Genomic DNA, 25,590 nt, shown 5'->3' with positions numbered 1-25,590 from the left:
GCATGGCGCGGAGGATCCCACCCACTGGGCGTACTGGAAGCGCGAACTGTTGGCGTATGCGTCCGGTGCACTGCCGAGTGGACCGGGCCTGCGCGCACCTCGCTGCCTCGGCGTGTTCGAGTCGACCGTCTACCTCGAACACGTGCCGCCCGCGGTCGTGGACCGCGATCTGGCCGCGAAACACCTGGCCCGTTGGCAGTCCGAGGCGACCACCCCCGGCGTTCCCTGGCTGAGCGGACACCAACTGGCACAGCGCATCGAAGCGACCCACCTGGACTGGTCGGCGGTGGAAGACCCCCGTGCCGAGGCGTTGTGGAGCGACCGTGAACGACTGCTTGCGCGAGCCGCGTGCACTGGATGCTCGATCGCGGCATCGAGGTGCCGCCCGGTTACGTCGACTTCCTCTGGGCCAATCGCCCGGCTGCGGGGTACCGCTGACGACAGCAGGCAGCAAAGAAAGGCACGCTCTGCGACGCGTCGTCCACCCCTATGTGAGGTCACGGCGCATCGTGATCTGCGTACGCCGGAAACCTTCCTGCTCGTAGAGCGCAAGAGCCGCGGAGTTTCCGCTGTGAACGTTCAGCGTGATCGTGACGGCGCCGCGATCACGGGCCCAGCGTTCGGCGTGCCGCATCAGCAGCGTGCCGATCCCCCGTCGGCGAAGGTCGCTGGTCACCACGACATCGGCGACGTACGCCATCGGGCCGTCGTGGCGCGCCACACCATGTTCGGGTTTCGGACGCAGGTACGCCGATCACAGTAGTGCGGCTGCTCACTCGCCGCAGCGTGGGCGAGTGGAAGACTGTGCGCTCGTGAACGACATGCCTGCACTACCGGTGAGGAACGCCGACGGGTCCGCGCTGTTGAGCTTCGAGCGGCTTGCCGAGGCTGACCTCGCCGGCCTGGATCCGTCCGTGCCGTTGACGGCCTCGCTCGTCGTGCTCCGGCACGGCGACACCTGCCTCATGGTCTTCAACCGGTTCCGGCAGTTGTGGGAGTTGCCGGGCGGCATGATCGATCCGGGTGAGACTCCTCTCGTGGCCGCCGTACGCGAGCTCGAGGAGGAGAGCGCACAGCGTCCGGACAAGCTCGACCTCGCGGGTGTGGCCCGGGTGACCTGCGCACCCGACGACCGGCACGAGTTCCTGGCCATCTACCGGGGCTGCGTGGACACGCCGCTCCCCTTCGTACCGAACACCGAGATGTCCGACGCGACGTGGTGGCACCCGGCTAGGGAACTCCGCGCCCTGACGCCTATCGATGCCGCCCTCGCCCACCTGTGTCCCGCTCAGTAACCCGGGCTGTGCCGGTTCGCTGAGCCGGGCAGGCTTCAGACTTCGTTCGCGGCGACGACCGTGTCGAGGAAGTCCCGCGTGTCGCGGAGCCGGTGTCGAGGGTCCGCGTACGTCGACGGCCCGTCGTCGCCGGACCTGATCCGCAGCGCCTCGGTGAGGATCGGCCGCCATCGCGGCTCGAACGCGTCGTTCTCCACCGCCCACCGACCGGCGCTGCCCTTGGAGTGCAGCCGTCCGGTGACCAGCAGGGCGTGCAGGCGGACGGAGCCGAGCACGCACCACTCCACGAACCACGGGTCGACCGCCCGATCGGGCTCAGTCTCGGCGAGCCGGTCCAGAGTGCCCACCCATCTCTTCCAGTACGTCCGCAGGTTGGTACGAGTGTTGGCGAGCAGCGTGGCCTCGTCCGTCCATACGTCGAGATCGCCGATCGCGGGCCCGCGTACCGCCACGCCGTACGCGTGCAACTCGTGCCACGTCACCAGGGACAGCATGATCCGTCCGCTGGGCTCGAAGGTGGCCTCGTGGCAGCCCGGAACGTCCGGGCAGCGGTCTGGATCGGTGGCGAGGTCGACGGGAAGCAGGTATGCCCCGTCGAAGTACGGGCGCGGGTGGAGCCGGTCCAGTTCCTTGTGAACGGCGGCCAGCGCGGTGACCTCCGCCTGGGTGGGGCGGTGCGCGGTCAGCGCCACGAAGTCGACGTCACTGTGACCGGGGCAGAAGTCCCCCAGCGCCGTGGACCCGTGCAGGTAGAGCCCCCGAACGAGATCCGGGGCGGCTGCGTCGACGAGTCGGAGGTAGGTGTCAGTGACCTCGTGCACCCGCGCAGGCAACGACATGCCACGTCATCATATTGACGTTGATCGCGGTGGGCCCGCGCGGTGACGATTGCCGGAGACCATCGCCACGGTGGTCCCGTCAGCGGCGTCCTCCGACAGAGAGCAGGCAGGCACATGGCCGGAGAGTACGAGGTCCGACCTCCCGTTCCCGCCGACGCCGACGCGCTCGGCGAGGTGCACACCCGGGTATGGCGCGAGGCGTACGCCGGGCTGGTGCCGCAGGACTATCTCGACCAGTTGGATTCCCGGCGATCGGCGGAGCGCTGGCGTACCACGCTGAACGACGTCTGCGACGAACAGTTCCTACGACTGGTCGGGCTGCACGGACAGGAACTCGTCGGGTTCGTCGTCGGCCCGGCTCGGGACGACGACCCGCCCACGCCACGGGAGCTCCAGGTCATCAACGTCCTGCCCGCCCATCACGGCACCGGCCTCGCCGACCGGCTCCTGGCCGCGGCCCTCGGGGACTCGGCGGCCTACCTGTGGGTACTGGAAGGCAACGAGCGCGCCACGGCGTTCTATCGCCGGCACGGCTTCGCGACGGACGGTGCCACGACAAGACACGAGTCCACGGGGAAGACCCTGCTCCGAATGGTTCGGCGATGAAGGTTCGAGGGTGGGATTCGAACGGTGAAGGCTCGAACGGGTGGAGGTGACGCGGTGATCGTCAGGCGGTTTCGCGCTGCGGACGCGCCGACCGTGGCGGCGTTAGGTGATCTGCTGAGGATCGGGGACCCTGCCGACTCGGCGGTTCCGGTACCGCTTCCCCCGTCGAACCAGCCGTCGGGGTTCCGCGACCTGGTCGACGTACCCGGACACTTCCTCGACGCCGACGCCGGTGGTGACTTCCTGGTCGCGGAACTCGACGGACACCTCGTCGGCATGGGTGGAATCCGCCCGACGGGCGAGGCGCGGGCCGAGGTCAAGCGGCTACGCGTCCATCCGGCTGTTCGCCGCCAGGGCGTCGGCCGGGCACTGATGAATGCGTTGGAACGACGCGCCGCCGAACTGGGCAACCGGGAGTTGCACCTGGACACCGCTGACCAACCGGACTCGACGGCGTTCTACCTCAACCTCGGCTACCGGGAGGTCGACCGAGAGCCTTCGCCCTACGGCGAGTGGACGACGGTCTACTACGTGAAGCTCCTTGGCCGACCACTCGTACGCGCGGAGACCGGCGAGTAGCCGACCGGTCGTACGGAAACCAATTGCGCGGACCGGGACTGGTCGCCAGGCTGCAGCCGTGATCCACGTACGGCGATACCAGGCGTCCGACCGCCCACAGATTCGTACGCTGCACGACAGGGTGTGGCCGATCTGGCACAAGGGGCCGGAGCCACCGGGTTGGTTCACCGATCTGGAACGGATCGAGGAGTGTTACCTGGCGTTCTGGGTGGCTGTCGAGGAGCGCGACGGATCCGAGGTGCTGGTCGGCATGGTGGGGGCTGATCTTCCCGGCGCCGACGTGCCACCACGCCTGGTCGAGGGGCGCACCAGGTTGGCTCATCTCAGCCGAATGCGAATCGCCCCGGAGTGCCGGAGGGTGGGCGTGGGCGCTCGGCTCTGCGCCACGTTGATCGACTGGGCCGCCGCCAACGAGCTGGAAGCCGTCGTCACCAACACTCCGTCGAACAACCCGCCCGCGCGTTCCCTGTACTGCAAGGCCGGCTTCACCGAGGTCGGAACGACGATCGTGGGACCCGCGGAGCTGATGTGGTTCGACCTGCCGTTCCGGGGCGAAGTTCGCACACTCTGAGCCGGCCGAGCCCGCACGACGTCTTCGCCCTCATCCATATACATCGAACTGGTTTGATGTATATGGTGAGGATGTGGCTGTCGAGTCCAGGCATGCGGAGGTCGCCCCGCCGGTCTTTCTCCAACTGGCGGGCAACCCCGTGCGTTGGCGACTCCTCACCGAGCTGGCACGCAGCGACCTGCGGGTGGGGGAGCTCGTCGCCGCGATCGACCAACCCCAGAACACCGTTTCGTACCATCTCGGGCGCCTGCGCGCCGCCGGGCTCGTCTCGACGCGACGCAGCTCCGCCGATCAGCGCGACAGCTACTACCACGCGGACCTCACCCGGTGCGGGGAGCTGCTCGCCTCGACAGGGGCAGCTCTTCATCCGGGCCTGAGCGCCGGCGTCCGGCCGGCGATGCAGCATGATGCCAAGTCGACCTTGACAGCGCGCCGGCGTCGTAACCGCAACACTCGGAAGGTCCGGGTGCTCTTCCTCTGCACGGGGAACAGCGCGCGTTCCCAGATGGCCGAAGCACTGCTCGCACAGGCGGCCGGTGAGAACGCCGAGGTCGCCAGCGCGGGCAGCCATCCCAAGGATCTGCACCCGAATGCCGTGCATGCCATGCGGGCGTACGACATCGATCTCACCGGCCGGCGGAGCAAGCACCTCGACGAGTTCGCCGGACAGCGGTTCCACTACGTCATCACGCTGTGTGACAAGCTTCGCGAGATCTGCCCGGAGTTCCCCGGCAGCCCGCAGGCCATCCACTGGAGCATCGTCGACCCCGCCGCCGAGGGCGGTCATGCCGCGTTCCGACGTGTCGCGGCCGACCTTCACACCCGCATCGCGTTCCTCACCAACTACCTGGGCATACCCGCGACACCTACAACAAGGGAGTGAGCCAGTCATGACCGAGACCGCGGACAACGTCGTCAGCGTCCGCTACATCGTCGACGACGTGCAAGCAGCCATCGACTTCTACACCACCCATCTCGGGTTCACCGTGCGGATGGCACACGCACCCGCCTTCGCGGACGTGACCCGCGGCCCCCTGCGACTGCTGCTGTCCGGCGCGCAGAGCTCCGGCGCCCGCGCCACTCCGCCGGACGCGAGAAGTCCCGGCCGCAACCGGATCCATCTCATCATCGACGATCTCGACGCTGAGATCGAACGGCTACGCGCGGCCGGGCTGACCTTCCGCAGCGACCTGGTGAGCGGCCCGGGCGGGCGGCAGATCCTGCTGGCAGACCCCTCCGGAAACCTCGTGGAGCTGTTCGCTCCTGCGGGCCGCGGTTGACTGGACGGCCTCAGCTGCGGTCGACGGCTGGGAGCCGCAGCGACGCCGGGAGCTCCGCCAGCGAAGTGATCACCTGGATCCCGTGGTCGCTCGCCACGTCCACGCCGGCCCCCGTACGGTCCAGCCAGTACGCCTGCAAGCCGGCGTCTCGCGCGCCCACCGCGTCCACGGCGTACTTGTCGCCGACGTAGGCGACCTCGTGAGGTGGCAGGCCGAGCAACTCACAACCGGCCCGGAAGATGCTCGGGTGTGGTTTCGCCGCCCCGTGTGACTCCGAGCAGACGACCGCGTCGCCGAAGTACGCCCGCAGGCCGATCCGTTCCAGCTTGCGCAGCTGGTGTGCATGCGAGGAGTTCGAGATCACGCCCAGGCGGTAGTCGGCGGCGAGGGATTCCAGCAGCGGTGCGGCATCCGGGAACGCCGCCCAGCTCGCGTCGCGGTGGGACACGTAACCGGCGAACCACGCGGCCGCCTCCGAATCGGAGATCCCTTCGGCCGGAAGGCGCCCGAGGTGGGAGAGGAAGCGCCTGGTTCGGGAGAGTTGCTGCTCGGTGAAGGTCTGTTCGCCCGCGAGGAAGCGCTCGTGCTCCTCGTCCACGAACCGCCGCCAGACGGCGACGAGTTCGTCTTCGCGGATGCGATCCAGGAGGCCGAGGTCGGCGAGGTGCGCGAGCAGACCGGACCGCTCCGAGGAGGTGTAGTCGAAGAGCGTGTCGTCGATGTCGAACAGAACCCCCCGGACACGCGCCGGTCCGGAGGGCACCGGTCCGGAGGCCGCAGGTCCGGAGGGCACGGGCGACGTCGGCTGGTCGCTGGTCATCGCGGCGGGCGCCCCTCACGTGTGGCCGACGTCAGGACGCGTCGGTCGGCGTCGATTCAACGCCGTCCGGCGTTGGTTCGGCCCCATCCTGACATGTCGGCGAAGCCCTGCGGCGGCGTGTCCGGGACGCATCCACTCGTACGTCCGTTTACGATCTCGACGCGTGCCAGACCTTCGGCATCCGCACGTGCCGACCCGCCGTGCGCTCAGCGGTCAAGCGAGCGCGACGTTGGTGGGTGCCCGGATGTCGGTTGCGCCGCTTCTCCTGGTCGACGGCCACAACCTGCTGTGGCGGGCGTGGTTCGGATTCCCCGCACGGATCCGGAGTCGCGACAAGACCCGGGACGTCACCGGGGTCTTCGGCTTCTTCGCCCTGTTGCGGGTGGCGATCCGCGAACTGCCCGTAGCGCCGGAGGTCGTGGTCGTCTTCGACGGCGAGAACGCCTGGGACGAACGGACGCAGGTCGACCCCTCCTACAAGGCGCATCGACCGACCGACGACGAGGCGATGGCGCCGATCCGGTCCCTCGCGGATGTCGTACGCGGGCTGGACGAGTTGGGCGTACGCCAGATCTGCGTCGACACCGCCGAGGCGGACGACATCATCGCCAGCATGGCCCGCACGTGCCGGAGTCAGGCACCGAGGCGGGACGTCTGGATCATGTCCGCCGACCGCGACTTCCATCAACTGCTCGACGAACGGACCAGGATCCTCAACACCCTCCGGCGGCCAGGCCATCGTGTCGTCGACTGCCATGAGGTCGAGGCTCGCTTCGACGTGACGCCCGCTCAGTGGTGCGACCGAACCAGCCTGGTGGGCGATCCGTCCGACGGGATCCGGGGCGTGCGCGGTGTCGGCCCGATCACGGCCGCCCGGCTGCTCGCCGGCGGCCTGACGGTCGAGGAGTTGCCGGACTCGGGCCGGCTCGTCGGCAAGGTGGGCGAACGGGTCCGCGACTCGCTACCCGACGTCGCGCGGTGGAAACAGCTGATCCGGATGCGGGCCACCCACCCGGTGCCGGCCGGACTGGTCGTTCGTTCACCGACTCCGGAACTGCCCGCGGCGCCGAGGGTTCTGGACCTGCTCGACCTGTGGTGAGCTCGTCGACCACGACGAGGATCGTCCCGGACGGGTGCAGGCACGCGGATGAATCCAGGTACGTCTATACGGCACGAAGGTGCGGCCCCGGAGGGCGGAAGGGGCAGTCAGCCGGGTTCGCGTAGCCGGCGAGTCTCGCGATCTCGAACTCCGAAAGCCCCTTGGCCGTAAGGGTCGAACCGATGTGCGACTGGAGTTGGGGATGCTCCGCCGGCAGGCTCGAACTGCCCGGCTCACTGGCGGCACCCGTCCGACGTCCTGGCCAGGAGATCGGCCGACGTAGCGTGTCGGGGATCACTCGTCGGTGTGGCTGTTGACGTTGATCACGTTGCCGTCGGGCGCGCGTACGAAGAACCTGCGGATTCCCCAGGGCTCGGTGGTGAGCGGATGGACGATCTCGTAGCCGCGTCGTTGCGCTTCCTCGTACGCAGCCTCGATGTCGTCGCCGACCGCGGCCGAGATCACCGAGTCGACCGGCGCGGTGGCATCGCGGGTGACGAGCTGGACGACGGCCTGGCCGTCCGGGGACTGGAAGTTGGCGACCCAGCCCAGGTTGAACGCCTCGACGCTCAGCCCGAGGTAGTCGGTGTAGAAGTCGCGAGCTTCGCCGATGTCCGGGACGGACAGGTTGGCCCTGATGCCGGTGACCTGCACGGGAGGCTCCTTTCTCAGCCGCGGTCCTTCGCGAAATGATTCTGTTCCGTTCCGACTGGCCAATCCAGCGCAGCGCGCGGCGTACGGAAAAACGGGTCGCGTCGTCCTCACACGTGCGCTTTGCTGCCCACCGTGGAGAACTTCGTCGAAGCTCGGACTCGTGTCGCGAACAAGATCGCCGAGAGGTTCGCCGACGAACCAGCGGTCACCGGCGTTCTCTGCGCCGGCTCTACCGGCCGGGGCCACGCCGACCGATGGTCGGACCTGGAGATCGGGGTGATCTGGTCGCGGCCACCGACCGAGCCGGAACGCCGGCAGGTCGCCCACGACCTGGCGATGGCGGACGTTCGCCTGTCGAACTACGACGAGAGCGAGCGGTCGTGGTTCGACGAATGGTGGTTCGACGCTCCCGCCGGCGACGGCCTGCTCGTCGAGGTCTGTCATCTCACCGCCGAGGGCGCCCACACCCAGCTCGACCGGCTTCTGCTGCACGACGATCCGGACCCGTACGCCCTCACGTTCGCCGCTGCCCTGGTGTACGGCCGACCGCTGGCGGGCTCGATCGAGTCCCTGGTGGAGCGAGTGCACGCCTACCCTCGTTCGCTCGCGGTTGCGGTCGTACGTCGCCACGGGCAGGTCGACCAGTTCTGGCGGTGGCAGATGTTCGTGGAGCGCCACAACCCGCACGGGCTGCGGCGACACTTCGCCGGTGTCGTAGACGCGCTGATCCACATGACGTGTGCTCTCAACGGCCGTTGGTGGCCGGGTCCGAAGTGGCCCGGGTGGACTCTTGCAGGTCTGTCGATCGCCGCTCCGAACCTGTCCGAGCGGTTGGTCGCGCTCGACCAGCAGGATCCACCCGTGGCAGCGGCCGCACTCGGCGAACTCGTCGAGGAGACGTACGACCTCGTGGCCGTTCACCTGCCCGAGGCGGACCAGGACCGGCTCAGGCGCATCTTCCACTTCGCCCGGGCGCCGTGGCCTCGGCAGTGATCGCGTAGAGCCGTTCTCGTACGGCCTACTCACAGGCAGGGTTTCTGTTTGGTACCCAGGCGAGCCACGGACCTGTGCAGGGCGTGAAGCCCGCTGATGCGTAGAAGGTCACCACGTCCTCGTCGAGAGCGGACACGAAGACAACTTCCGCGCCGGACGCCGCGAGCCAGGACAGGCCGCGGTCGAGCAGCGATCGGCCCAGCCCCCGCCCGCGAGAGCCCGGTTCGACAACGAGTTCCTCGACCGTTCCGTACGCCTCGATGCCGTAGTCGACGAGCGTGGCGACCACCAGGCCGGCAACCTGCTCGTCCTTCGTGGCGACGAACGTCTGCGCTTCCTGGCGTACGCGAGGCAGCGTCGTGCCCTCGGCCCCCGCAGCGTGCAGGTGTCGCAGGAGCCGCGTGATCCCGGTGCGGTCCGCCGACGAAGCCGGACGAACGACCGCACTCTCGCGATGCTCTTCGTGTTCGGTCAACGACTTCGCCTCCTCGGGTACTTGCCTGGTGACGGTATCGCCAATCCCGGTTCGGAATGCTCCTTGTACGCTGCGTACGAGAGAAGGAGAACCCTTGTGAAGAACGAGGTCCTGTGGCAGTTCGACACGTGTGAGCAGCTTTCCACGATCCTTTCGGCCGAGCCTTCGGTGCGTGCGCTCTGGCTCGCCGGGAGCCTCGCGCGAGGCGATGCGGACCGCGTCAGCGACATCGACCTGGTGGCCGTCATCGTCGGTGCACCACTGGACGAGGCGGCTTCTCGCATCGAGACCCGACTGGCCGCCGAGTTCGAGCCGGTTCTTCAGCGAAACCGCGGTGACGAGAACTTCCGCCTGCTCAACTTCGTCACCGACGACTGGACGCGCTTCGACCTCAGCATGTTCACCGCTGAGGCGATCGGTAGGTCGAAGCTTCGCGGTCTGCGGACACTCTTCGACAAGGACGGCCTGGACCTCCCGGTGAGCCAGGGTGAGCCCCCGAAGACCGAGGTCGCCCCCGAACAGGTCTGGTTCGTCGTGTCCGAGTTCATCCGGGTTCTCGGTCTGCTACCTGTCGTCATCCATCGCGGTGACCTTGTTGGCGCCTCCATCGGATGCGGGCTGCTCCGCGAGCATCTGGTCACATTGTTGAGGTACGAGCAGACCGGACGAACGATGCGGGGCGCGCTGAACGAAACCAAGTCGCTGTCCCCTGCTGCGACATCCGCGATCCTCGGACTGCCGGCGCTGGCCGCCGAGAAGTCCTCGATCATCGAGTTCAACCGTGCGTGCTGGGACGTCCTGGTCCGGTTCGGGCCGAGGATCAGTCAGCAGTACGACGTCGAATGGCCAACCGCGCTCGTCCGGGCCGTACGCTCCCGGCTGGCTCGCGAACTCGCGGTCGAGCTCAGCTGATCCAGGGGCCGCTTTCTGCCGGTGGTGCGCAGAAGCAGGCTTGTGCCATTGTGCCCGTCATGGACTGGAGAGATCTGCCGTTCGATGATCTGCAGCAGGGCAACGAGGTTGACACGCTGTGCTGGGCACTCCAACGCGTGCACCAGCAGTTCGCCTGGAAGACCGGAGGGCTCGACGCCGAGCAGCTTCGCCAACAGCACGTACCCTCGACGATGACCCTGGCCGGCCTGATCAAGCACCTTGCGTCGGTCGAGGAATGCTGGACGGCGGCCGCCGCGGGCCGTGAACCCGAGCTTCCGTGGGACACGGCCAAGGTGGAGGAGGACTGGGACTGGCACTCCGCGGTGGACGACGATCCCGAGGATCTGTACGCACTCTGGTACGGCGTCGTCGGCCGTACGGTGCCCGAGTGGAGGGAGTTGGGTCGCGCCGATGGGCTCGACGCGGGCGTCCACCGGGGCGAGTGGGAGGGCAAGCCGTACATCGTGAGCCGCCGGCGCATGCTTCTCGACGTACTGGAGGAGAACCTGATGCACACCGGCCACGCCGACGTGCTCCGCGAAGCCGTCGACGGTCTGCGGGGCAACGGCCCGCGGTAGTCAGAGGGTGGGCGTCACCGTAGCCTCGGCGCGACGGGCCGAGCAGAGGGGTGGGATCACGTGGACGGCGCTGCCGACGTCGAGGTCGAACGCGGGGAGCGGGCGACGGTAACCGGTGAGCTGCTGCGTGCCGTCTGGGCGACCTACGAGCTGGATGGCGAGCCTCCTGGCGTCGACGCGTCCTGCACACCCGGAGACCTCAGCATTCGTGACCTCGGTGGCAGTTCGAATCTCAACCTGCTCACCGAGCGGGCCGGCCGCCCCGTGGTCGTTCGCGTCTATCTGCCCTGGGTCGACGCAACCAGGCTGACCGACCTGCAGCGGATCCGCGGCCTGTTGCGTGACGCGGGCGTTCCCAACCCACGTGTCCTTCCCACCGCAGACGGTCAGCCCTGGACGTCGTTCTACGGCCGGGTGGTGGAGATGGAGGAGTACGTCGAACACGACGCCGACATGGACACCTGGAACCGCCTGAACGCCGGCATGCCGACGCTCGGCCGGATCCACTCCGTCCTGGCCGGCGTCGACGCCGCGCCTGTGACGCGATGCCCGGGATTCGCCAACGCGGTCGAGGCCACCGGTGCTCATGCGATGACAGCCCGTGGGGTCGCGCGCATCCGTTCGTGGGGCGACATCAGCGCCGACGTCGCGCGCATGTGTGACGAGGCCGAGGAGCTCGCCGAGATCGTCGCGGCTGCGGAAGCGGCCGCCCCTCCGACGCATCGCCAACTGGTGCACGGCGATTTCTGGGACAACAACGTGTTGTTCCGTACGGGACGGGTGGCCGCCGTCATCGACCTCGACTTCCTCGGCCACCGGCCGCGGGTCGACGACCTCGCGCTGAGCCTCTTCTTCGCGGACCAGACACTCCTGCCGGCAGACTCAGAGCGGATCCCTCTGCTGCGTGGGTTGGTCGACCACTACGACAGCGGGCTCGACGAGCCGCTGACGCCTGAGGAACGTGCGGCTGTCCCCGCTGCGCTCGCACGCCAGCAGCTGTGGGGATTCGGGCACGTGACCTGGCTCGACGAGGAGCCGGCGAGGAGCCTCGTGAACGTCATGGTCGGTGAGGTCCGCCGTACTCTCCCCATCGCTCGTGACCTGCCCGGCTGGCGTGCCGCATTCGCGGGTGTACGGCTGTGAGCGATCGGAAGGACGCCTTGTCTTGGCTGGTCACGGGGTTGGCGCGTAGGTAAGGTCGCCGGAATGTCGACCTGGACCACGCCCGAACGGCCCGAGCCGCCGAACAACCCGATCGACGAGCGGGCCGCGCTCGAGGACCGCCTTGAGTACCAGCGCACGACGTTGCTGCTGAAATGCGGCGGGCTGACGCCGGAACAACTGGCGCTGCGGTCGGTGCCGCCATCGACTCTCTCGTTGCTCGGCCTTGTCCGGCACCTGTCCGGAGTCGAGGCCTGGTTCCACTCCTACGACGGTCAGCCGGACCACCTGTACTTCTGGGACTACGTACCGGGCTCGACGGAAGGCTGCGACGAGGTCGACATCACTCGTGCTGCCGACGACCTGGCCAGCTATCAAGCGAGTGTCGCCCGGTCGCGTGCGGCCGTGGCCGGGCGCAGTCTCGACGAAGCCAGCCCCGGCGAGGACTACACGCTGCGGTGGATCTACCTGCACATGATCGAGGAGTACGCGCGCCACAACGGCCACGCGGACTTCCTCCGCGAACGCATCGACGGCGCCACGGGCGAATAGCCTGCCTCCTCGGGTGTGTGCCACGGTCAGGTGGAAACTCGGCGGCAGTGGAGGGAGAGCCAGTCTCCGTGGGAGCTGGGTGGCGCCGTAGTTGGACGCCTTCGCTTTCTGTACAGCGGATCTGCCGGAAGAACAACGAGCCGTTTCCATCGACTGAACTCGAACACAACGATGCTCTGTCGGTAGCAGCAGACGCTGAACGCCCACTAGTCTGACGGCCTGCGTCGCTACCCGTCCGGACCCTGGGGAGATTCCGTTGCGTTGGTTCGTACGCCTCTCTCGTCGGCTGGCTGTGCTCATGGCCGTCGCCACGTTGCCCACCGCCGTCGTCGCGTCCGCGGCACTCGCCCAGCCGGGCAGGTCCGCCGGCGCACCTGCCACGCTTCGGATCCTGACGTTCAACATCTGGTTGGAGGGCACCGCCGTCCCCGACGGCCTCGACCACGTGGTCGAGACGATCCGGATGGCCAACCCCAACGTGATCCTGCTGTCGGAGGCGGGCGCGGCGACGAAGGCGATCGCGGAGGCGCTCTCGACCCCGGAGAAGCCCTACTACGCGGCTTCTTCTGACGACGCCGGCATCGTCTCGGCGTTCCCGATCATCGATGAGGCCGATCTCCCGTACGCCAAGAAGGCCGTCCTCGACGTCCACGGCCGGGAGGTCGCGACGTACGCCGCGCATCTCTACTACCGCAACTACGCGACCTACCTCCCCCGCGGCTACGGCGGCGGCGTGGACGAGCCGAGCGAGTTCGCCAAGTACGACTGGAACAAGCTGCCGGACGGGCCCGTACTCGACGTGGACAAGGTCCTCGAGGTCAACGCCGACTCCGGCCGGCCCGACGTCATCGGCGGCATCGTCGCGGACGCGGCCGGGGAGCGCGCCAAGCGGCGAGCGGTGTTCCTCGGCGGCGACTTCAACGAGCCGTCGGTCTACGACTGGACCGCGGCGACCGGGTCGATGTTCGACCACCAGGGGCTCACGATTCCGTGGCAGACGACCGCCCTTCTCCGGGACGCGGGGTACGTCGACGCCTACCGCACCACCTACCCCAACCCGGTCACGCATCCCGGGTTCACCTGGCCGTCCGACAACCCCGACAAGGCAGTGTCCGACCTGACCTGGGCGCCCGAGGCCGACGAACGCGACCGGATCGACTTCGTCTTCCACCGGTCCGCACCCGGGGTGGAGCTGCTGAGCGCGGGCATCGTCGGGCCGCGTTCGTCGATCGTGCGCAGCGAACGGGTCGTCGAGGACACCGGCGACAACTTCCTGCCGATTCCCGAGCACTGGCCGAGCGACCACAAGGCGGTGCTGGCGACCTACCGGCTGGCCGGACCTCCGCCGCGCCGCTGAACAGAGCGCCGCGCAGACATCGGGCCGGCGTCGCGCCGACGTCGAACCGACCCTCATGGAAGCTCAGATGTCCTACTCGTCGGGCAGGCGCATGTTGGGACCTCCCACGTGCAGACCGAGCGGGGTCGCGCGGCCCTGCGGTTCCTCCCACGCCTCCTGGCGGCCGAGCGCGGTGAGGTCGAGGTAGGGGTAACCGTTGTGGAACTCCTCGATGCCGCGGCCGTAAGTGGAGTACGTGTGGAAGACCTCGTCGCCGACCCGCAGGAAAGCGCTGATGCCCGGCAACTCCGCACCGCGCATGTCCTCCGTCCACGGCCCGCCGGTCCACGGCGTCCCGGCCTGGGCGAGTTCGTCCTCGGTGCGAAAGTGCAGCAGCACCGGCGTGACCCGGTCGTCGAGGGTGGCGTGGAAGTCGTAGTTGAAGTCGCTGCCGTACGAGGAGAACCACGGGAACGTCCAGCCCATGCGTTCACGGAACGCCGCGAGCTTGGGGTACGGCGCGCGGGACACCGCGACGAGCGAGGTGTTGCGTACGTGCAACTGCCGCAACCGGCCGATGCCGTCGGCGGCGGAGGAACAACTCGAGCAGGCCACATCCCAGTCCGGGCCGAACATGAAGTGGTGAACGACGAGCTGCGGCCTGCCCTCGAACAGATCGGGCAGGCTCACCGTCCCGTCCGGACCCTCGAACGTGTAGGGCTTGTCGATGCGCACCATCGGCAGTCGGCGTCGGTCGGCGTTGAGCCGGTCACGGGCTCGGGTGACCTCCTTCTCCTTCTCCAGCAGGGCCCTGCGGGCGGCGAGCCACTCCTCGCGCGACACCACCTCAGGCAGGTTTCCCATCTCGGGCAGATTTCCCGTCGTCACTCGATGCCTCCCAGATCTCTCGTTCGACACGGCGAAGCTGCGCGGACGGATCAGTGGCAGCCGGAGCATCCGGCCGCCGCGCCGTCTCGGCCGTCGGCCTCGACTCCGCCTTCGAAGCCGAGGTCGTCGGAGCGGCCGGCCCGCACGCGCGGCCACTGCGCGATGGGGCGTCCGTCGGTACGGAAGGGGTCGGCGCCCTTCGCCCAGCGCGCGTCCGGCCAGCCGGGCGGCGTGTCCTGCCAGCCCTCCCGCCGGCCGTAGACCGTCAGGTCCAGCAGGCCGTACGTGTTGTCCATCGCCTCCAGGCCACGACCGGTCGTCCAGTAGGTCTCGAAGACCCGGCCGTCTCGGCGCAGATAGCAGACCAGCGGCGCGGGCGAGCGTGGCCGGTCGCCGAGCAGGGCGTCGGCCGAGTCGCGAGCGGAGTACCACGGCACGTCCCAGCCCATGAAGTCCCGGTAACGCACGCTCACGTCGTACGGACCCTGGCAGAGCGTGGCGTAGGTGACGTCGCGGGAGTGCAGGTACGCCAGCTCACGGACCTGGCCGTTGAAGAACGTGCAGCCCTCGCACTGCCCGGAGGCGGAGTGGCCGTCGTGCCACATGTGGAAGTACGCGACGAGTTGCTCGCGCCCCTCGAACACCTCGAGCAGACTGACCGGGCCGACCTCCCCGACCACCGTGATCGTCGGGTCGACCTCCACCATCGGCAGCCGCCGCCGGGCCGCCGCGAGCGCGTCACCCTCGTGCGTGTGTGCCTTCTCCCGGACCAGCAGTTCGTCCCGTTCGGCCTGGAACGTGGCCCGGTCGACGACCCGCGGCACGGCGCCTTCCTTCGGTGCAGTGGTCATGATCTCCTCCTTCGGCTGTGGACCTACCCACCGACGAACGGGACCTGCCGCGATTCGACATGGCATCGCAACAATTTCCGGGCCGGGTCCTAGAGTCGGGCTCGGAGGAGGTGGTTGCCCGTGAAGTACGCGTTGATGATCTGGCACGGCGAGGAGCACTCGGAGCCGCCGGATGAGATCGACGCCTGGCCGGACCACAAGGCCTGGATGGACGATCTCGTCGCCCGCGGCGTCTTCAAGGGAGGCGCCCGGCTGCGACCGACCGCCACCACGAAGGTGCGCGTCCGTGACGGCGAGACTTTGGTCTCCGACGGTCCGTACGCGGAGACCAAGGACCTCATCGGCGGGTTCCTCGTGATCGAGTGCGCACACCTGGACGAGGCGATCGAGATCGCGGCAGGGCACCCGTTCGCGGCGTTCGGCACGGTCGAGGTCCGGCCGGTCTGGGAATGACCCGGGATTCGAGCAGGGAGCCGAACGGGGACGTCGAGGCCGCGGTCGCCTCGGCGTTCACCAGCGAGTGGGGACAGGTCGTCGCCACCCTGATCCGCGTCACCGGCGACTGGGACCTCGCCGAGGACAGCGCGGCGGACGCGTTCGCCACCGCGCTCGAACGCTGGCGGCGTGACGGCGTCCCGCACAGTCCCGGCGCCTGGCTCACCACCACCGCGCGCAACCAGGCGATCGACCGGATCCGGCGGGAGGCGACCGGCAACGCCAAGTTGCGTGAGCTCGCGCTGCTGGCGCACGACGGCGACGAGCAGGCCAGGTCGGCCGAGCCGGACGAGGTGCACGACGACCGGCTTCGGCTGATCTTCACCTGCTGCCATCCCGCGCTGCCGTTCGAGGGGCGCATCGCACTCACCCTGCGCACCCTGGCCGGGCTCACCACGGCGGAGATCGCACGCGCGTTCCTGGTCCCCGAGCCGACGATGTACCAGCGGCTGACCCGCGCCAAGAAGAAGATCCGCGAGGCCGGCATCCCGTACCGCGTACCGCCCCCTCAGCTGCTGCCGGAGCGGCTCTCGGCGGTGCTCGGCGTCCTCTACCTGCTGTTCAACGAGGGGTACGCCGCGACGGCCGGCGCCGACCTGATCCGGGTGAACCTCAGCGCCGAGGCGATCCGGCTGGCCCGGCTGCTGGTGCGGCTGCTGCCCGATCCGGAGGCGCGGAGCCTGCTCGCGCTGATGCTGCTGCACGACGCCCGGCGCGCCACGAGAGTCGGCGCCGACGGCGAGCTGGTGACGCTGGACCGACAGGACCGTACGCGCTGGGACCACGCCAGGATCGACGAGGGCGTACGGCTGCTGCCGGCCACGCCCGGGCCGTACCAGCTGCAGGCGGCGATCGCGGCCTGCCATGCCGTCGCGGAAAGTGTCCAGACGACCGACTGGGCACGGATCGCGGCACTCTACGACGAGCTACTCGGCCACACACCGTCGCCGGTCGTCCGGCTCAACCGTGCCGTGGCCGTCGCGATGGCCGACGGGCCGGCCGCGGGGCTCGCGCTGGTCGACGAGCTGGCCGCCTCCGGGGACCTCACCGGCTACCACCTGCTGCCCGCGACCCGCGCCGACCTGCTGCGCCGTACGGGCGACTCCGAAGGTGCCGCCGAGGCCTATCGCGAGGCGCTCGAACTCGCCGCCACCGACACCGAGCGGGACTACCTGCAAGCGCGGCTTGACGAGCTCTGACAACCGTCGCGGGCGAGGTCAGCAGTCGAACACCGACCAGCAGATGTCGTTCCGCAACCGCTGGTCGTCGAGGACGAGCTCGCGAATCGCCTCCGGAAGCTGGTCACGTTGCCACCGGCACTCACGCCGCCCCGCGGCCTCGGCCTGGTCTTCCGGCGCGGCGGCCCGTACGGCCTTGATCGCGTAGGCGGCCGCGCCGAGCTCGTGCGCCGCGACGTGTGCGACGACCCCTGCCTGGCCCGCGGCGTACGCGGCATGCCGCGCCGCCCCACGCAGGTCCCTGGCCGCGCCCATCGCGTGGCCGCCCGCAGCCCGGGCCTGCATCATCGTCACCTCACCACGCACCCAGGCGCGCGCATGCTCGATCGCCTGGCGCGGTCGCGGGTCCTCGGGCCGTACCGACTCGAAGAGAGCCAGGACGTGCTCCGCGCACGATGCCGCCCAGAGAGCGAGCAGCTGGTGATCGGGGTCGGTGAGGGTTCCACCGCGGCGGATCGTCACGAAGCGAGGGTCCCGAACCTTCGGGAGGATCATGGTCTGCGCTCCTCCTGTTTGTCGCGGCGATCTGTGGGTTGTGCGGTTGGGCAATCCTCGCAAACCAAGGGATTTCGCGAAGCGGTGGTCACCGAACGAGGCCTTCTTGCTTTCGAATGCGCGGCGTAGTGTGGCGACTGAGGACATTGGTCGTGAACCACGTGACCCAGCAGGCAGTCGGCCGGATGCGGGCCGGCGACCACCACTGTCTCAGCTTCGACACCGACGCTGAGCGGCGTGAGGTGCTCACTTCCTACATCCGCAACGGCCTTGCACAGCACGAGCAGGTCACCTACTTCGCCGCCGACGATCCCGTGACTGTGCTGGACTTCCTCCGCGACAGCGGAGTCGAAGCAGACCAGCTCACGGCCAGTGGCCAGCTCAGGGTGGTAGCGCCTCGGGAAGCATTCCTCGCATACAGCCCGTTCGATCCCGACGTCATGGTCGAGCAGCTGAGGCGGACGGTCGACAACGCGTTCGCCGCCGGTTACCAGGGTTTGCGGATCACCGGGGAACCCGGTGTCCTTCGTGGTCGGCCGGGCTCGGACAAATGGCCCGAGTACGAACACAGGGCCGCAGACGTCTTCGCCGACCGACCCGTGCTGAGCCTTTGCCAGTACGACCGCCGCGTCTTCACCCCAGCCGAGATCGCCGAGGTCGAGTCCTTGCACACCCACACCGTGGTCCCGAACCCACTCTACGAAGACCCACGGCTGTCGATCTTCCCGATGTTCCAGCCTCCGGGCTTCCGCATGGTCGGCGAGCTGGACATCGCGCAGGTTGCCGCCTGGCTCAACTGGATCAGCCGGACGGCGGCAGCCACCGAGGACGACCTGCGGCTGGACCTCGCCGAGTTGCGCTTCATCGACGTCGCGGGCGCCCGCATGCTGGCCCTGCTGTCCGAGCGGCTCGAGCAACGCGGCAGGCGTCTCGTACTTCAGGCCCTGCAACCCGCCCAGTGCATCGTGTTCCACCTGGCCGGCTGGGACCGACTGCCCAACCTCGTCCTGGCGGAGGCGCCGACATGAGTTCCGGCGTGCTGGACAGCTTCACCGGCCATTTCCACGAGGCCGGCTTCTACGGCTCCGACGAGGAGTTCCGCGCGCTGATCGTGCCCTTCGTCGAGGAAGGGCTCGCCACCGACGAGCCGGTCGTCATCGGCTACGACAAGCGCAAGTCCGACTTGCTCCGGTCGTGGCTGGACGAACCGTCGGGGGTCACCTTCATTGCGGACAAGGGCCTGTACGCCACACCTGCGCGGGCGATCGCGACGTACCGCGGCCTGTTCCAGCGCCATGTCGCGGCCGGGGCGCCGCGGATCTGGATCGCCGGCGACGTTCCACATCCGGGCAACGGCGGCCGCTTCGAGGGCTGGGACCGCTACGAGTCCGCGGTCAACTCGGTGTGGGACGAGTTCCCTGTGCGCAGCCTCTGCCTGTACGACGCCACGACCGTCCCCGAACCTGTGCGGGACGTGGTCGAGCGGACGCATCCGCGGATCCTCACCACCGCCGGCACCCACAGCGCCAACGCCCGCTACGAGGGCCACTCCGCGAACGCACGCGTTCCGGTATCCGCCGACCCACTGGAAGCCTCGACGCCCAACGTCGAACTCGTCAATCCGTCCGCGGCCGAGGCCCGGCACGCTCTGGAGCAGGTCGGTCGCGGGCTGGTCGACGACCGCCAACTCGACGACCTGTTGCTCGGCATCTCCGAGGCCGTCACGAACGCGCGGCTGCACGGCGTACCACCCACGACCGTCCGCATCTGGGCCGCCGACGATCGGCTGGTGGCCGACGTGCAGGACAGGGGCCGCGGGCCGACCGACCCGCTGGCCGGGCTCGTGCCCATGCCGAGCGCCGCGTTCGGCACCGGGCTCGGTCTGTGGGTCACCCACCTGCTCGACATCGACGCGGCCCTCATCTTCACCGCGGACAGCTTCACGTTAAGGCTACGCGCCGGCCGGGACCCCGAGGCGGTCTGCCGGTAGGTCGGGCGCCGGACGAGCGCAGCGCACCTGAACCCTATTCGTGGGGCTCTCGTTCTGTCATGGAGCTCTCGCCCTGTCGTAGAGTCTCGGCATGCAAGGTCAGGTGACCGTCCTCGACGTGGCGGAGGCGGCCGGGGAGCTTGGTGTCCCCGGCGTCGCGGTGGGTGTCGATCACGGCGGGAAGCGCGAGATCGTCACGTACGGCGTCACGAGCGTCGAGCACGGCCGGCCGGTCGACGAGGCGACGTTGTTCCAGATCGGCTCGACCGCCAAGACGTTCACCGCCACGGCGATCATGGTCCTGGTCGACCAGGGGCGGATCGAGCTGGACCAGCCGGTTCGCCGCTACCTCCCCGAGCTGCGGTTGCGGGACGACAGTACGACCGAGACCCTGACCGTCGGCCGGCTGCTCAACCACACGGCGGGCTGGGACGGCGGCGACGTCTGGACCGACACCGGCGAGGGTGACGACGCGCTGGAACGCTCCGCCGCGCTGCTGGCCGACCTGCCGCAGCAGTTCGCCCCGGGGACAGACGCGTCGTACAACAACGCGGCGTTCGTGCTGGCCGGCCGCGTGGTGGAGAAGGTGACCGGCGAGACCTTCGAGCGGGCGCTGGGCCGGCTGGTCCTCGATCCCCTCGGGCTGCGCCGGACGCTGACCTCGCTGAACGAGATCATGACGCGACCGTTCGCGGTCGGCCATCGCGCGGTTGGTGCGGCGGGTCCGGCCGACGGCACGCTGTCGGTGTGCCGGCCGTGGAGCGACCCGCGCGGTTACCTGCCGGCCGGAGCTCGGCTTGCTTCCAGCCTTGACGACCAGCTGACCTGGGCACGTTTCCAGTTGGGCGACGGTCGTTCACCGGACGGCACCCGCGTGCTGTCCGAGCAACGGTTGCGGGCGATGCACACGCCGACGACGAGCCACGAGCTGTGGCCGGGAGTCCAGGTCGGGATCGCGTGGCTGCTCCGCGAGATCGACGGCGTACGGCTGATCGAGCACCACGGCGACGTCTCCGGTCAGCACTCGACGGTCACCGTGGTGCCCGAGCACGACTTCGCGATCGTCGTACTGACGAACGCCACCCCGTCCGGCCGGGAGCTGGCGGAACGGGTCGTGCGCGAGACCCTGGAGACCCGGCTCGGCCTGGTCGAACGTCCGCCCGAACCGCTCTCGCTCAGTCCCGACGAGCTGGCGCCGTACGCCGGCCGTTACCGCACCGAGGGCCTCGACCTGCGGGTCGTCGTGGACGGCGAGGGACTGGTCATCCACGGCACCCTGACCGACGACGGTGTTGCGGAGACGCTGGAGTTCCCGTCGAGACTGCTGCCCAACGAACGGTTCCTGGTTGTCGGCGGCCCGTTCGCCGGCCTGCAAGGAGAGTTCGTCCGTGAGGCGGCCGCCGGCGCTGTCGTCGCGGTCAAGCACGTCGGCCGGCTGGTCCCGCGGGCCGCCGAGCCTTCTGCCTGAATCCGAGTCCACCGACAGCAAGGACGACTGCTCACCATGGCGTACGACATTCACATCGTCTTCGACTGCAACGACGTCGACAAGGTGTCGCGTTTCTGGCTGACCGCGCTCGAGGGGTACAACTATCCGGGCAGTCCGCTGGACCAGACGCCCGGCAGTCCGCCGGAAGGGTTCGCCAGTTGGGAGGCGTGGGCCGACGCCAACGGCGTACCCACGGATCAGCGTTACGCCGTGCGGACGATCGTCGACACCCAGGGCAACCGGCCGGACATCTTCTTCATCGCCGTACCCGAAGGCAAGGTTGTCAAGAACCGCTTGCACCTGGACATCAAAGCGTCCAAGGGGTTGCCGGCCGATCAGGTACGCGCGCGGCAGGACGCCGAAGCGGAGCGTCTGGTCGCCGCCGGCGCGAGAATTGTCACGCGTGCCAACGGAATCATCGTCATGCAGGACGTCGAAGGAAACGAGTTCTGCATCACGTGAAGTTGCCCTGCAACTTGACCATGATCGGCAGACCCAAGTCGGGCACGCAAGCTGATGGCGGAGCTCGAACCAACTCGTTGAGTCAAAGGGGCTCCTTCGATGCAGCGCAGGTAACATCCCTGCGTGCGCGTACTGTTCACGTTCGTCGGCGGTCCCGGCCACTTCCAGCCGCTCGCACCGATCGCGCGGGCTGTCGCCGCCGCGGGGCACACCGTGGCCGTCGCGGGCAGCGGCTCGATGGTGAGGGCGATCGAGGCCGGTGGCTTTCGCGCCTTCGCCACCGAGTCGGCCAGTAGGGATGTACGACCGCGACTGCCGTTGTCGAAGCCCGACAGCGACCGTGCCGAGCTGGAGTTGCGGGAGATCTTCGCACGGTCCGAAGCGCCCAGGCGCGCCGAGGCGGTACTCAAGGTTGGTAGCGAATGGGAGCCGCACCTCGTCGTGTGCGACGAAGTTGACTTCGGCAGCATGGTCGCGGCGGAGCGGCTGGGGATCCCCCACGCCAGCGTGGTCGTCCTCGCCGCAGGATCGCTTCTGCGTAAAGAGATCGTCGCGGCACCGCTGTCGGAGTTGCGGGAAAGCTACGGGCTGCCGCCGGATCCGGGGCTGACGATGCTCGACAGGCATCTCGTACTGTCACCCGTTCCGCCGAGCTTTCGCCATCCAGACTTCCCGCTGCCGGCCAACGCTCACTCGATCCGCCCTGTGGATGCGCCGCCTCCAGCCACCGCCCGACCGGACGGACCGATCGTCTACTTCACGCTCGGGACTGAGTTCAACACCGAGTCGGGCGACCTCTTCTCCCGCGTGCTCGCCGGGCTCGGCCAACTGCCCGTCACCGTCGTGGCCACGGTGGGCGAACACATCGATCCCGCCGAGCTCGGCGCGCAACCGCCCAATGTGCGGGTACGCCAGTACGTCCCGCAAGGCGAGCTCCTGCCGAACTGTGCGCTGGTCGTCTCGCACGGCGGCTCGGGCACCGTCATCGGTGCGCTTGCCCACGGCGTGCCCTGCCTGCTGATTCCGATGGGAGCCGACCAACCGCACAACGCGGCGAGATGCGTGGCCCTCGGGGCCGGAGAGGTGCTCGACCCGATGTCGGCCACCCCGGAGATCGTGCAGAGTACGGCATCCGCGATGTTGACCGTTCCGCGCTACCGCCAGGCGGCCGAAGCCGTACGCCGCGAGGTCGCCAACCTTCCCGGGCCCGAATCCGCAGTACCGCTGCTCGAGCGGTTGGTCAGGCGATAAGCGACGGTCGGTCTGTCCTCAGGCAGTGTGACGCCGCCCACGCGAATCCCGTTGACCGAGCCAGTAGCTTGCCTACGTGACCGATTCGGATCCGAAGGCCGACCTCCGGCTGTACCTGCAGTTCGCCCGCGAAGCGCTGCCGTGGAAGCTGGACGGGCTGTCGGAGTACGACATCCGCAGGCCTTACACACCGACGGGCACCAACCTCCTCGGCTTGGTGAAACATGCGGCCAGCGTCGAGCTGGGATACCTCGGCGACAGCTTCGGACGGCCTTCCGGCGAGACGCCGCCCTGGCTCGACGAGACCGCTGAGCCGAACGCGCATCTGTGGGCGATGGCCGACGAGTCACGTGAGCACGTCGTGGAGCGTTACCGCCGGGCCTGGGCGCACTCCGACGCGACCGTCGAGGCCACGTCACTGGACACCACCGGGACGGTGCCGTGGTGGCCGAGTGACGACAACGAGCTGACGCTGCACCATGCGCTGGTCCGCGTCATCGCCGACACCCATCGGCACGCCGGGCACGCCGACATCATCCGGGAACTCATCGACGGCTCCGTCGGGATGAACGAGGGCAACGACAGCTTGACGCAGCGCGATGCGGCGTGGTGGGCGAACTATCGGAGCCGGCTGGAGCAGACCGCCAGGCAGGCTTCAGGTCCTGGCTGACCGAGGCGCAGAAGTTCAGCCGTGCAGGGTGGGCCGGTAGACGAGTTCCTGGGTACGCCCGTCGAACGTCCGGGTCTCCAGCAGCTCGAGGTCGAAGTCCTCCGCACCCTGAAAGACGGGGTCCGCTCCGGTCTGCCCGGTGATCACGGGGAAGAGCGTCACCTGAACGCGGTCGACCAGACCGGCGGCCATCAGCGCCCGGTTGAGCGACAGGCTGCCGTGCGAGCGCAACGGCACCTCGGACTCCTCCTTGAGCCGGGCCACGACGTCGACGGCGTCGCCTTTCACGACGGTCGCGTCCGGCCAGTCGAGGGGCCCGTCCAGTGTGCTCGACACCACCGTCGCCGGCAGGTTCCTCATCCGGGTCACCCACGGGTCGCGGACGTCGGAGTCCTCCGTACTCGAGGCCAGCAGCTGCGCGAACGCCCGATACGTGTTGGCCCCGAAGACCATCCGCTGCTCCGCGCGGTACACGGCGAGGCGGTGGTCGAGCAGCTCGGGGCCCTGCTTGCCCCAGTAACCGGACCAGTTGGCGGTGGCGGCACCGAAGCCGTCGAGGCTGGCGAAGACGTCGAAAGTGTAGGTAGCGGTCATGCTGATCTCCTCGAGAACGATTGGTCGGCTGTTGGGGGACAGACCGGAAGGCACGGCGAGACTCATCGCCGGTGGGCAGAGCGGTCAGAACAGCCGGACGGGAAGGTGTTCCACACCCCGGAACGTGCTGCCCTCCCGCCAGCGCACCTCCCCCGGCTCCACCGCCAGCGACAGCTTGGGGAACCGGTCGAGAATCCGGCGGAACGCCACCTCCCCCTCCAACCGGGCCAGCGGCGCGCCGACGCAGTAGTGGATCCCGTGGCCGAACCCCAGGTGCCCACCGCCGCGGCGGGTGACATCGAGCCGCCCCGCCTCGGGGAACCGGCGCTCGTCGTGGTTGGCCGAGGCCAGCGACACCAGCACGAACTCACCACGCGGGATCTCCACGTCACCGACTCGCACCGGCTCGGAGGTGAACCGCGACGTGGCGACGTTGAGCGGCCCGTCGTACCGCAGGAACTCCTCGACCGCACCATCCACCAGCGACGGTTCGGCCCGCAGCCGGTCGAACTGGTCGGGGTTGCGCAGCAGGGCGAAGACGCCGTTGCCGATCAGGTTCACCGTTGTCTCGTACCCGGCGAGCAGCAGCAGGAACGCCATCCCGATCAGCTCGTTGTCGTCCAGCTGGTCCTTGTCGTCGCGGGCCTGCACCAGGGCGCTCAACAGGTCCTCACCGGCGTTCGCCCGCTTCGCCGCGATCAGCTGGCTGAAGTACGCCACCATGGCGTACGACGACGTGCGTGCCTCCTCTTCGCCCGGGTCGTCGACGACCGCCACCGCGGACCAGGCGCGGAAGTCCTCGCGGTCCTCGAAGGGAACGCCGAGCAGCTCGCAGATCACCGTCATCGGCAGCGGGAACGCGAACGAGTCGATCAGGTCGACCGGCCCACCGTTCGCACCGCGCACCGCTATCGCGTCCAGCAACTCCTCGGTGATCTCCTCGATCCGCGGACGCAGCGCCTCCACCCGGCGGGACGTGAACACCTTGTTGACCAGCCTGCGCAGCCGAGTGTGATCGGGCGGGTCCAGGTTCAGCATGTGGTGGTGTAGCGCCTCGGCGAACAATGACTCGTCGCCCAGCTGCACAGGCACCGAGTCCGGTCGGCCCAGTTGGTCCAGCACGCGCAGATCCTTGAGCAGGCGGGGATCGGCGAGCGCAGCCCGGGCCTCGTCGTACCTGGTCACGACCCAGGCCTCCCAGCCGTTGGGAAACACGACCTTGCGGACCGGACCCTCCTCCCGCAGCACGGCGTAGACCGCCTCCGGATCCTGGAAGAAGCCGGGGGCCAACATCAGCGGCACTGCGTCGGTCATGGGGCACCTCCCTCGCGCGCCCGGAATCGTCCACGCCGGACCGGTGGTCCGGAACGCCTGCCGAGCCCCCACAGGGTGAACG

Annotated in this window: 31 protein-coding genes; 21 read left to right on the top strand and 10 right to left on the bottom strand. The window is 68.8% G+C overall.

Translation table 11 applies throughout. The features are described 5' to 3' along the window. Positions 1 to 487: 487 nt before the first annotated feature. Complete coding sequence (locus F4554_RS03185) at positions 488 to 721, bottom strand: GNAT family N-acetyltransferase (protein ID WP_337795855.1); 234 nt, start codon at positions 719 to 721, stop codon at positions 488 to 490. A 100-nt stretch (positions 722 to 821) separates the two neighbouring features. Here F4554_RS03185 and F4554_RS03180 point away from each other — a divergent pair, with 100 nt between their 5' ends. Continuing rightward, positions 822 to 1,295, top strand: coding sequence for an NUDIX hydrolase (locus F4554_RS03180; protein WP_238341565.1), 474 nt, complete (start codon positions 822 to 824; stop codon positions 1,293 to 1,295). Between the two features lie 35 nt (positions 1,296 to 1,330). On the opposite strand, the gene F4554_RS03175 is transcribed toward F4554_RS03180, so the two are convergent. Further along, positions 1,331 to 2,134: a nucleotidyltransferase domain-containing protein gene (locus F4554_RS03175; RefSeq protein WP_179785976.1), complete on the bottom strand. Its 804-nt coding sequence runs from the start codon at positions 2,132 to 2,134 to the stop codon at positions 1,331 to 1,333. Between the two features lie 114 nt (positions 2,135 to 2,248). Between F4554_RS03175 and F4554_RS03170 the strand changes: the two genes are divergently transcribed. The 5 genes from F4554_RS03170 (at position 2,249) to F4554_RS03150 (ending at position 5,170) form a co-directional block, all read left to right on the top strand. After that, positions 2,249 to 2,740 (top strand): GNAT family N-acetyltransferase, encoded by a 492-nt coding sequence (locus F4554_RS03170; RefSeq protein WP_179785975.1) that lies wholly within the window; start codon positions 2,249 to 2,251, stop codon positions 2,738 to 2,740. Between the two features lie 54 nt (positions 2,741 to 2,794). Continuing rightward, entirely contained in the window at positions 2,795 to 3,319 is a 525-nt protein-coding gene (locus tag F4554_RS03165; RefSeq protein ID WP_179791262.1) for a GNAT family N-acetyltransferase, read from the top strand. Between the two features lie 58 nt (positions 3,320 to 3,377). Then, on the top strand, positions 3,378 to 3,890 hold the full coding sequence (locus tag F4554_RS32870) for a GNAT family N-acetyltransferase (RefSeq protein ID WP_179785974.1): 513 nt from the start codon (positions 3,378 to 3,380) through the stop codon (positions 3,888 to 3,890). Between the two features lie 73 nt (positions 3,891 to 3,963). Then, complete coding sequence (locus F4554_RS03155; protein ID WP_179785973.1) at positions 3,964 to 4,773, top strand: arsenate reductase/protein-tyrosine-phosphatase family protein; 810 nt, start codon at positions 3,964 to 3,966, stop codon at positions 4,771 to 4,773. Between the two features lie 7 nt (positions 4,774 to 4,780). Then, positions 4,781 to 5,170: a VOC family protein gene (locus F4554_RS03150; RefSeq protein WP_179785972.1), complete on the top strand. Its 390-nt coding sequence runs from the start codon at positions 4,781 to 4,783 to the stop codon at positions 5,168 to 5,170. A gap of 10 nt (positions 5,171 to 5,180) precedes the next feature. Here F4554_RS03150 and F4554_RS03145 read toward each other — a convergent pair whose 3' ends face one another. After that, positions 5,181 to 5,990: an HAD family hydrolase gene (locus F4554_RS03145; RefSeq protein WP_179785971.1), complete on the bottom strand. Its 810-nt coding sequence runs from the start codon at positions 5,988 to 5,990 to the stop codon at positions 5,181 to 5,183. Between the two features lie 163 nt (positions 5,991 to 6,153). Between F4554_RS03145 and F4554_RS03140 the strand changes: the two genes are divergently transcribed. Then, on the top strand, positions 6,154 to 7,089 hold the full coding sequence (locus F4554_RS03140; protein ID WP_337795854.1) for a 5'-3' exonuclease: 936 nt from the start codon (positions 6,154 to 6,156) through the stop codon (positions 7,087 to 7,089). A gap of 294 nt (positions 7,090 to 7,383) precedes the next feature. Here F4554_RS03140 and F4554_RS31835 read toward each other — a convergent pair whose 3' ends face one another. After that, positions 7,384 to 7,743 carry a VOC family protein gene (locus tag F4554_RS31835; protein WP_179785970.1) on the bottom strand — a complete coding sequence of 120 codons (360 nt, stop codon included), beginning with the start codon at positions 7,741 to 7,743 and terminating at the stop codon, positions 7,384 to 7,386. Positions 7,744 to 7,875: 132 nt separating this feature from the next. On the opposite strand from F4554_RS31835, the gene F4554_RS31830 reads away from it, so the two are divergent. Beyond that, a complete protein-coding gene (locus F4554_RS31830) occupies positions 7,876 to 8,736 on the top strand; it encodes a hypothetical protein (RefSeq protein ID WP_179785969.1) in 861 nt (286 codons plus the stop codon). Positions 8,737 to 8,761: 25 nt separating this feature from the next. Here F4554_RS31830 and F4554_RS03125 read toward each other — a convergent pair whose 3' ends face one another. Continuing rightward, the gene (locus tag F4554_RS03125) at positions 8,762 to 9,211 is read right to left on the bottom strand and encodes a GNAT family N-acetyltransferase (protein WP_179785968.1); all 450 of its coding nucleotides are present in this window, start codon (positions 9,209 to 9,211) and stop codon (positions 8,762 to 8,764) included. A 96-nt stretch (positions 9,212 to 9,307) separates the two neighbouring features. Between F4554_RS03125 and F4554_RS03120 the strand changes: the two genes are divergently transcribed. The 5 genes from F4554_RS03120 to F4554_RS03100 all read left to right on the top strand — a co-directional run bounded on the left by F4554_RS03120 (position 9,308) and on the right by F4554_RS03100 (position 13,792). Further along, positions 9,308 to 10,123: a nucleotidyltransferase domain-containing protein gene (locus tag F4554_RS03120; protein ID WP_179785967.1), complete on the top strand. Its 816-nt coding sequence runs from the start codon at positions 9,308 to 9,310 to the stop codon at positions 10,121 to 10,123. Between the two features lie 59 nt (positions 10,124 to 10,182). Then, positions 10,183 to 10,722 carry a mycothiol transferase gene (locus F4554_RS03115; RefSeq protein WP_179785966.1) on the top strand — a complete coding sequence of 180 codons (540 nt, stop codon included), beginning with the start codon at positions 10,183 to 10,185 and terminating at the stop codon, positions 10,720 to 10,722. A 60-nt stretch (positions 10,723 to 10,782) separates the two neighbouring features. Further along, positions 10,783 to 11,865: a phosphotransferase gene (locus tag F4554_RS03110; RefSeq protein ID WP_179785965.1), complete on the top strand. Its 1,083-nt coding sequence runs from the start codon at positions 10,783 to 10,785 to the stop codon at positions 11,863 to 11,865. A gap of 63 nt (positions 11,866 to 11,928) precedes the next feature. Then, on the top strand, positions 11,929 to 12,435 hold the full coding sequence (locus F4554_RS03105) for a DinB family protein (RefSeq protein ID WP_179785964.1): 507 nt from the start codon (positions 11,929 to 11,931) through the stop codon (positions 12,433 to 12,435). A gap of 298 nt (positions 12,436 to 12,733) precedes the next feature. Continuing rightward, on the top strand, positions 12,734 to 13,792 hold the full coding sequence (locus tag F4554_RS03100; RefSeq protein WP_179785963.1) for an endonuclease/exonuclease/phosphatase family protein: 1,059 nt from the start codon (positions 12,734 to 12,736) through the stop codon (positions 13,790 to 13,792). Positions 13,793 to 13,864: 72 nt separating this feature from the next. On the opposite strand, the gene F4554_RS03095 is transcribed toward F4554_RS03100, so the two are convergent. Continuing rightward, positions 13,865 to 14,659, bottom strand: a complete 795-nt coding sequence (locus F4554_RS03095) for a DUF899 domain-containing protein (protein ID WP_337795853.1) — start codon at positions 14,657 to 14,659, stop codon at positions 13,865 to 13,867. Positions 14,660 to 14,709: 50 nt separating this feature from the next. After that, entirely contained in the window at positions 14,710 to 15,510 is an 801-nt protein-coding gene (locus F4554_RS03090; RefSeq protein WP_179785962.1) for a DUF899 family protein, read from the bottom strand. Between the two features lie 120 nt (positions 15,511 to 15,630). Between F4554_RS03090 and F4554_RS03085 the strand changes: the two genes are divergently transcribed. Further along, positions 15,631 to 15,963: a YciI family protein gene (locus F4554_RS03085; protein WP_337795852.1), complete on the top strand. Its 333-nt coding sequence runs from the start codon at positions 15,631 to 15,633 to the stop codon at positions 15,961 to 15,963. Continuing rightward, positions 15,960 to 17,204, top strand: a complete 1,245-nt coding sequence (locus tag F4554_RS03080) for an RNA polymerase sigma factor (protein ID WP_179785961.1) — start codon at positions 15,960 to 15,962, stop codon at positions 17,202 to 17,204. Before F4554_RS03085 ends, F4554_RS03080 begins: the two co-directional genes overlap by 4 nt. An 18-nt stretch (positions 17,205 to 17,222) precedes the next feature. Here the strand turns inward: F4554_RS03080 and F4554_RS03075 are convergent, their stop codons facing one another. Then, on the bottom strand, positions 17,223 to 17,705 hold the full coding sequence (locus F4554_RS03075) for a putative immunity protein (protein ID WP_337795851.1): 483 nt from the start codon (positions 17,703 to 17,705) through the stop codon (positions 17,223 to 17,225). Positions 17,706 to 17,890: 185 nt separating this feature from the next. Between F4554_RS03075 and F4554_RS03070 the strand changes: the two genes are divergently transcribed. From F4554_RS03070 to F4554_RS03045, 6 genes are all read left to right on the top strand, one after another. Then, positions 17,891 to 18,766 (top strand): MEDS domain-containing protein, encoded by an 876-nt coding sequence (locus F4554_RS03070; protein ID WP_179785959.1) that lies wholly within the window; start codon positions 17,891 to 17,893, stop codon positions 18,764 to 18,766. Then, positions 18,763 to 19,728, top strand: a complete 966-nt coding sequence (locus tag F4554_RS03065; protein WP_179785958.1) for a sensor histidine kinase — start codon at positions 18,763 to 18,765, stop codon at positions 19,726 to 19,728. The genes F4554_RS03070 and F4554_RS03065 overlap by 4 nt, the downstream gene beginning before the upstream one ends. A 91-nt stretch (positions 19,729 to 19,819) precedes the next feature. Beyond that, the gene (locus F4554_RS03060; protein WP_179785957.1) at positions 19,820 to 21,196 is read left to right on the top strand and encodes a serine hydrolase domain-containing protein; all 1,377 of its coding nucleotides are present in this window, start codon (positions 19,820 to 19,822) and stop codon (positions 21,194 to 21,196) included. 36 nt (positions 21,197 to 21,232) lie between these two features. Then, positions 21,233 to 21,679: a VOC family protein gene (locus F4554_RS03055; RefSeq protein WP_179785956.1), complete on the top strand. Its 447-nt coding sequence runs from the start codon at positions 21,233 to 21,235 to the stop codon at positions 21,677 to 21,679. A 123-nt stretch (positions 21,680 to 21,802) separates the two neighbouring features. Continuing rightward, a complete protein-coding gene (locus tag F4554_RS03050; protein ID WP_179785955.1) occupies positions 21,803 to 22,930 on the top strand; it encodes a glycosyltransferase family 1 protein in 1,128 nt (375 codons plus the stop codon). A gap of 76 nt (positions 22,931 to 23,006) precedes the next feature. Next, the gene (locus F4554_RS03045) at positions 23,007 to 23,600 is read left to right on the top strand and encodes a mycothiol transferase (RefSeq protein ID WP_179785954.1); all 594 of its coding nucleotides are present in this window, start codon (positions 23,007 to 23,009) and stop codon (positions 23,598 to 23,600) included. A 15-nt stretch (positions 23,601 to 23,615) separates the two neighbouring features. Here F4554_RS03045 and F4554_RS03040 read toward each other — a convergent pair whose 3' ends face one another. Continuing rightward, positions 23,616 to 24,194 (bottom strand): dihydrofolate reductase family protein, encoded by a 579-nt coding sequence (locus F4554_RS03040; protein ID WP_179785953.1) that lies wholly within the window; start codon positions 24,192 to 24,194, stop codon positions 23,616 to 23,618. An 84-nt stretch (positions 24,195 to 24,278) separates the two neighbouring features. Next, positions 24,279 to 25,508, bottom strand: a complete 1,230-nt coding sequence (locus F4554_RS03035) for a cytochrome P450 family protein (RefSeq protein ID WP_179785952.1) — start codon at positions 25,506 to 25,508, stop codon at positions 24,279 to 24,281. Positions 25,509 to 25,590 lie beyond the last annotated feature (82 nt).

Source organism: Actinopolymorpha rutila (assembly GCF_013407855.1).
Taxonomy (GTDB): domain Bacteria; phylum Actinomycetota; class Actinomycetes; order Propionibacteriales; family Actinopolymorphaceae; genus Actinopolymorpha; species Actinopolymorpha rutila.
This window is presented reverse-complemented; position numbering and strand designations above follow the sequence as displayed.

Excerpts from the sequence above, each read along its gene's own strand:
- F4554_RS03035 (WP_179785952.1), bottom strand. The coding sequence starts at position 25,508 with ATGACCGACGCAGTGCCGCTGATGTTGGCCCCCGGCTTCTTCCAGGAT.
- F4554_RS03080 (WP_179785961.1), top strand. The coding sequence starts at position 15,960 with ATGACCCGGGATTCGAGCAGGGAGCCGAACGGGGACGTCGAGGCCGCG.
- F4554_RS03170 (WP_179785975.1), top strand. The coding sequence starts at position 2,249 with ATGGCCGGAGAGTACGAGGTCCGACCTCCCGTTCCCGCCGACGCCGAC.
- F4554_RS03175 (WP_179785976.1), bottom strand. The coding sequence starts at position 2,134 with ATGTCGTTGCCTGCGCGGGTGCACGAGGTCACTGACACCTACCTCCGA.
- F4554_RS03180 (WP_238341565.1), top strand. The coding sequence starts at position 822 with ATGCCTGCACTACCGGTGAGGAACGCCGACGGGTCCGCGCTGTTGAGC.
- F4554_RS03090 (WP_179785962.1), bottom strand. The coding sequence starts at position 15,510 with ATGACCACTGCACCGAAGGAAGGCGCCGTGCCGCGGGTCGTCGACCGG.
- F4554_RS03145 (WP_179785971.1), bottom strand. The coding sequence starts at position 5,990 with ATGACCAGCGACCAGCCGACGTCGCCCGTGCCCTCCGGACCTGCGGCC.
- F4554_RS03060 (WP_179785957.1), top strand. The coding sequence starts at position 19,820 with ATGCAAGGTCAGGTGACCGTCCTCGACGTGGCGGAGGCGGCCGGGGAG.
- F4554_RS03100 (WP_179785963.1), top strand. The coding sequence starts at position 12,734 with ATGGCCGTCGCCACGTTGCCCACCGCCGTCGTCGCGTCCGCGGCACTC.
- F4554_RS03115 (WP_179785966.1), top strand. The coding sequence starts at position 10,183 with ATGGACTGGAGAGATCTGCCGTTCGATGATCTGCAGCAGGGCAACGAG.
- F4554_RS03055 (WP_179785956.1), top strand. The coding sequence starts at position 21,233 with ATGGCGTACGACATTCACATCGTCTTCGACTGCAACGACGTCGACAAG.
- F4554_RS03105 (WP_179785964.1), top strand. The coding sequence starts at position 11,929 with ATGTCGACCTGGACCACGCCCGAACGGCCCGAGCCGCCGAACAACCCG.
- F4554_RS03065 (WP_179785958.1), top strand. The coding sequence starts at position 18,763 with ATGAGTTCCGGCGTGCTGGACAGCTTCACCGGCCATTTCCACGAGGCC.
- F4554_RS03040 (WP_179785953.1), bottom strand. The coding sequence starts at position 24,194 with ATGACCGCTACCTACACTTTCGACGTCTTCGCCAGCCTCGACGGCTTC.
- F4554_RS03150 (WP_179785972.1), top strand. The coding sequence starts at position 4,781 with ATGACCGAGACCGCGGACAACGTCGTCAGCGTCCGCTACATCGTCGAC.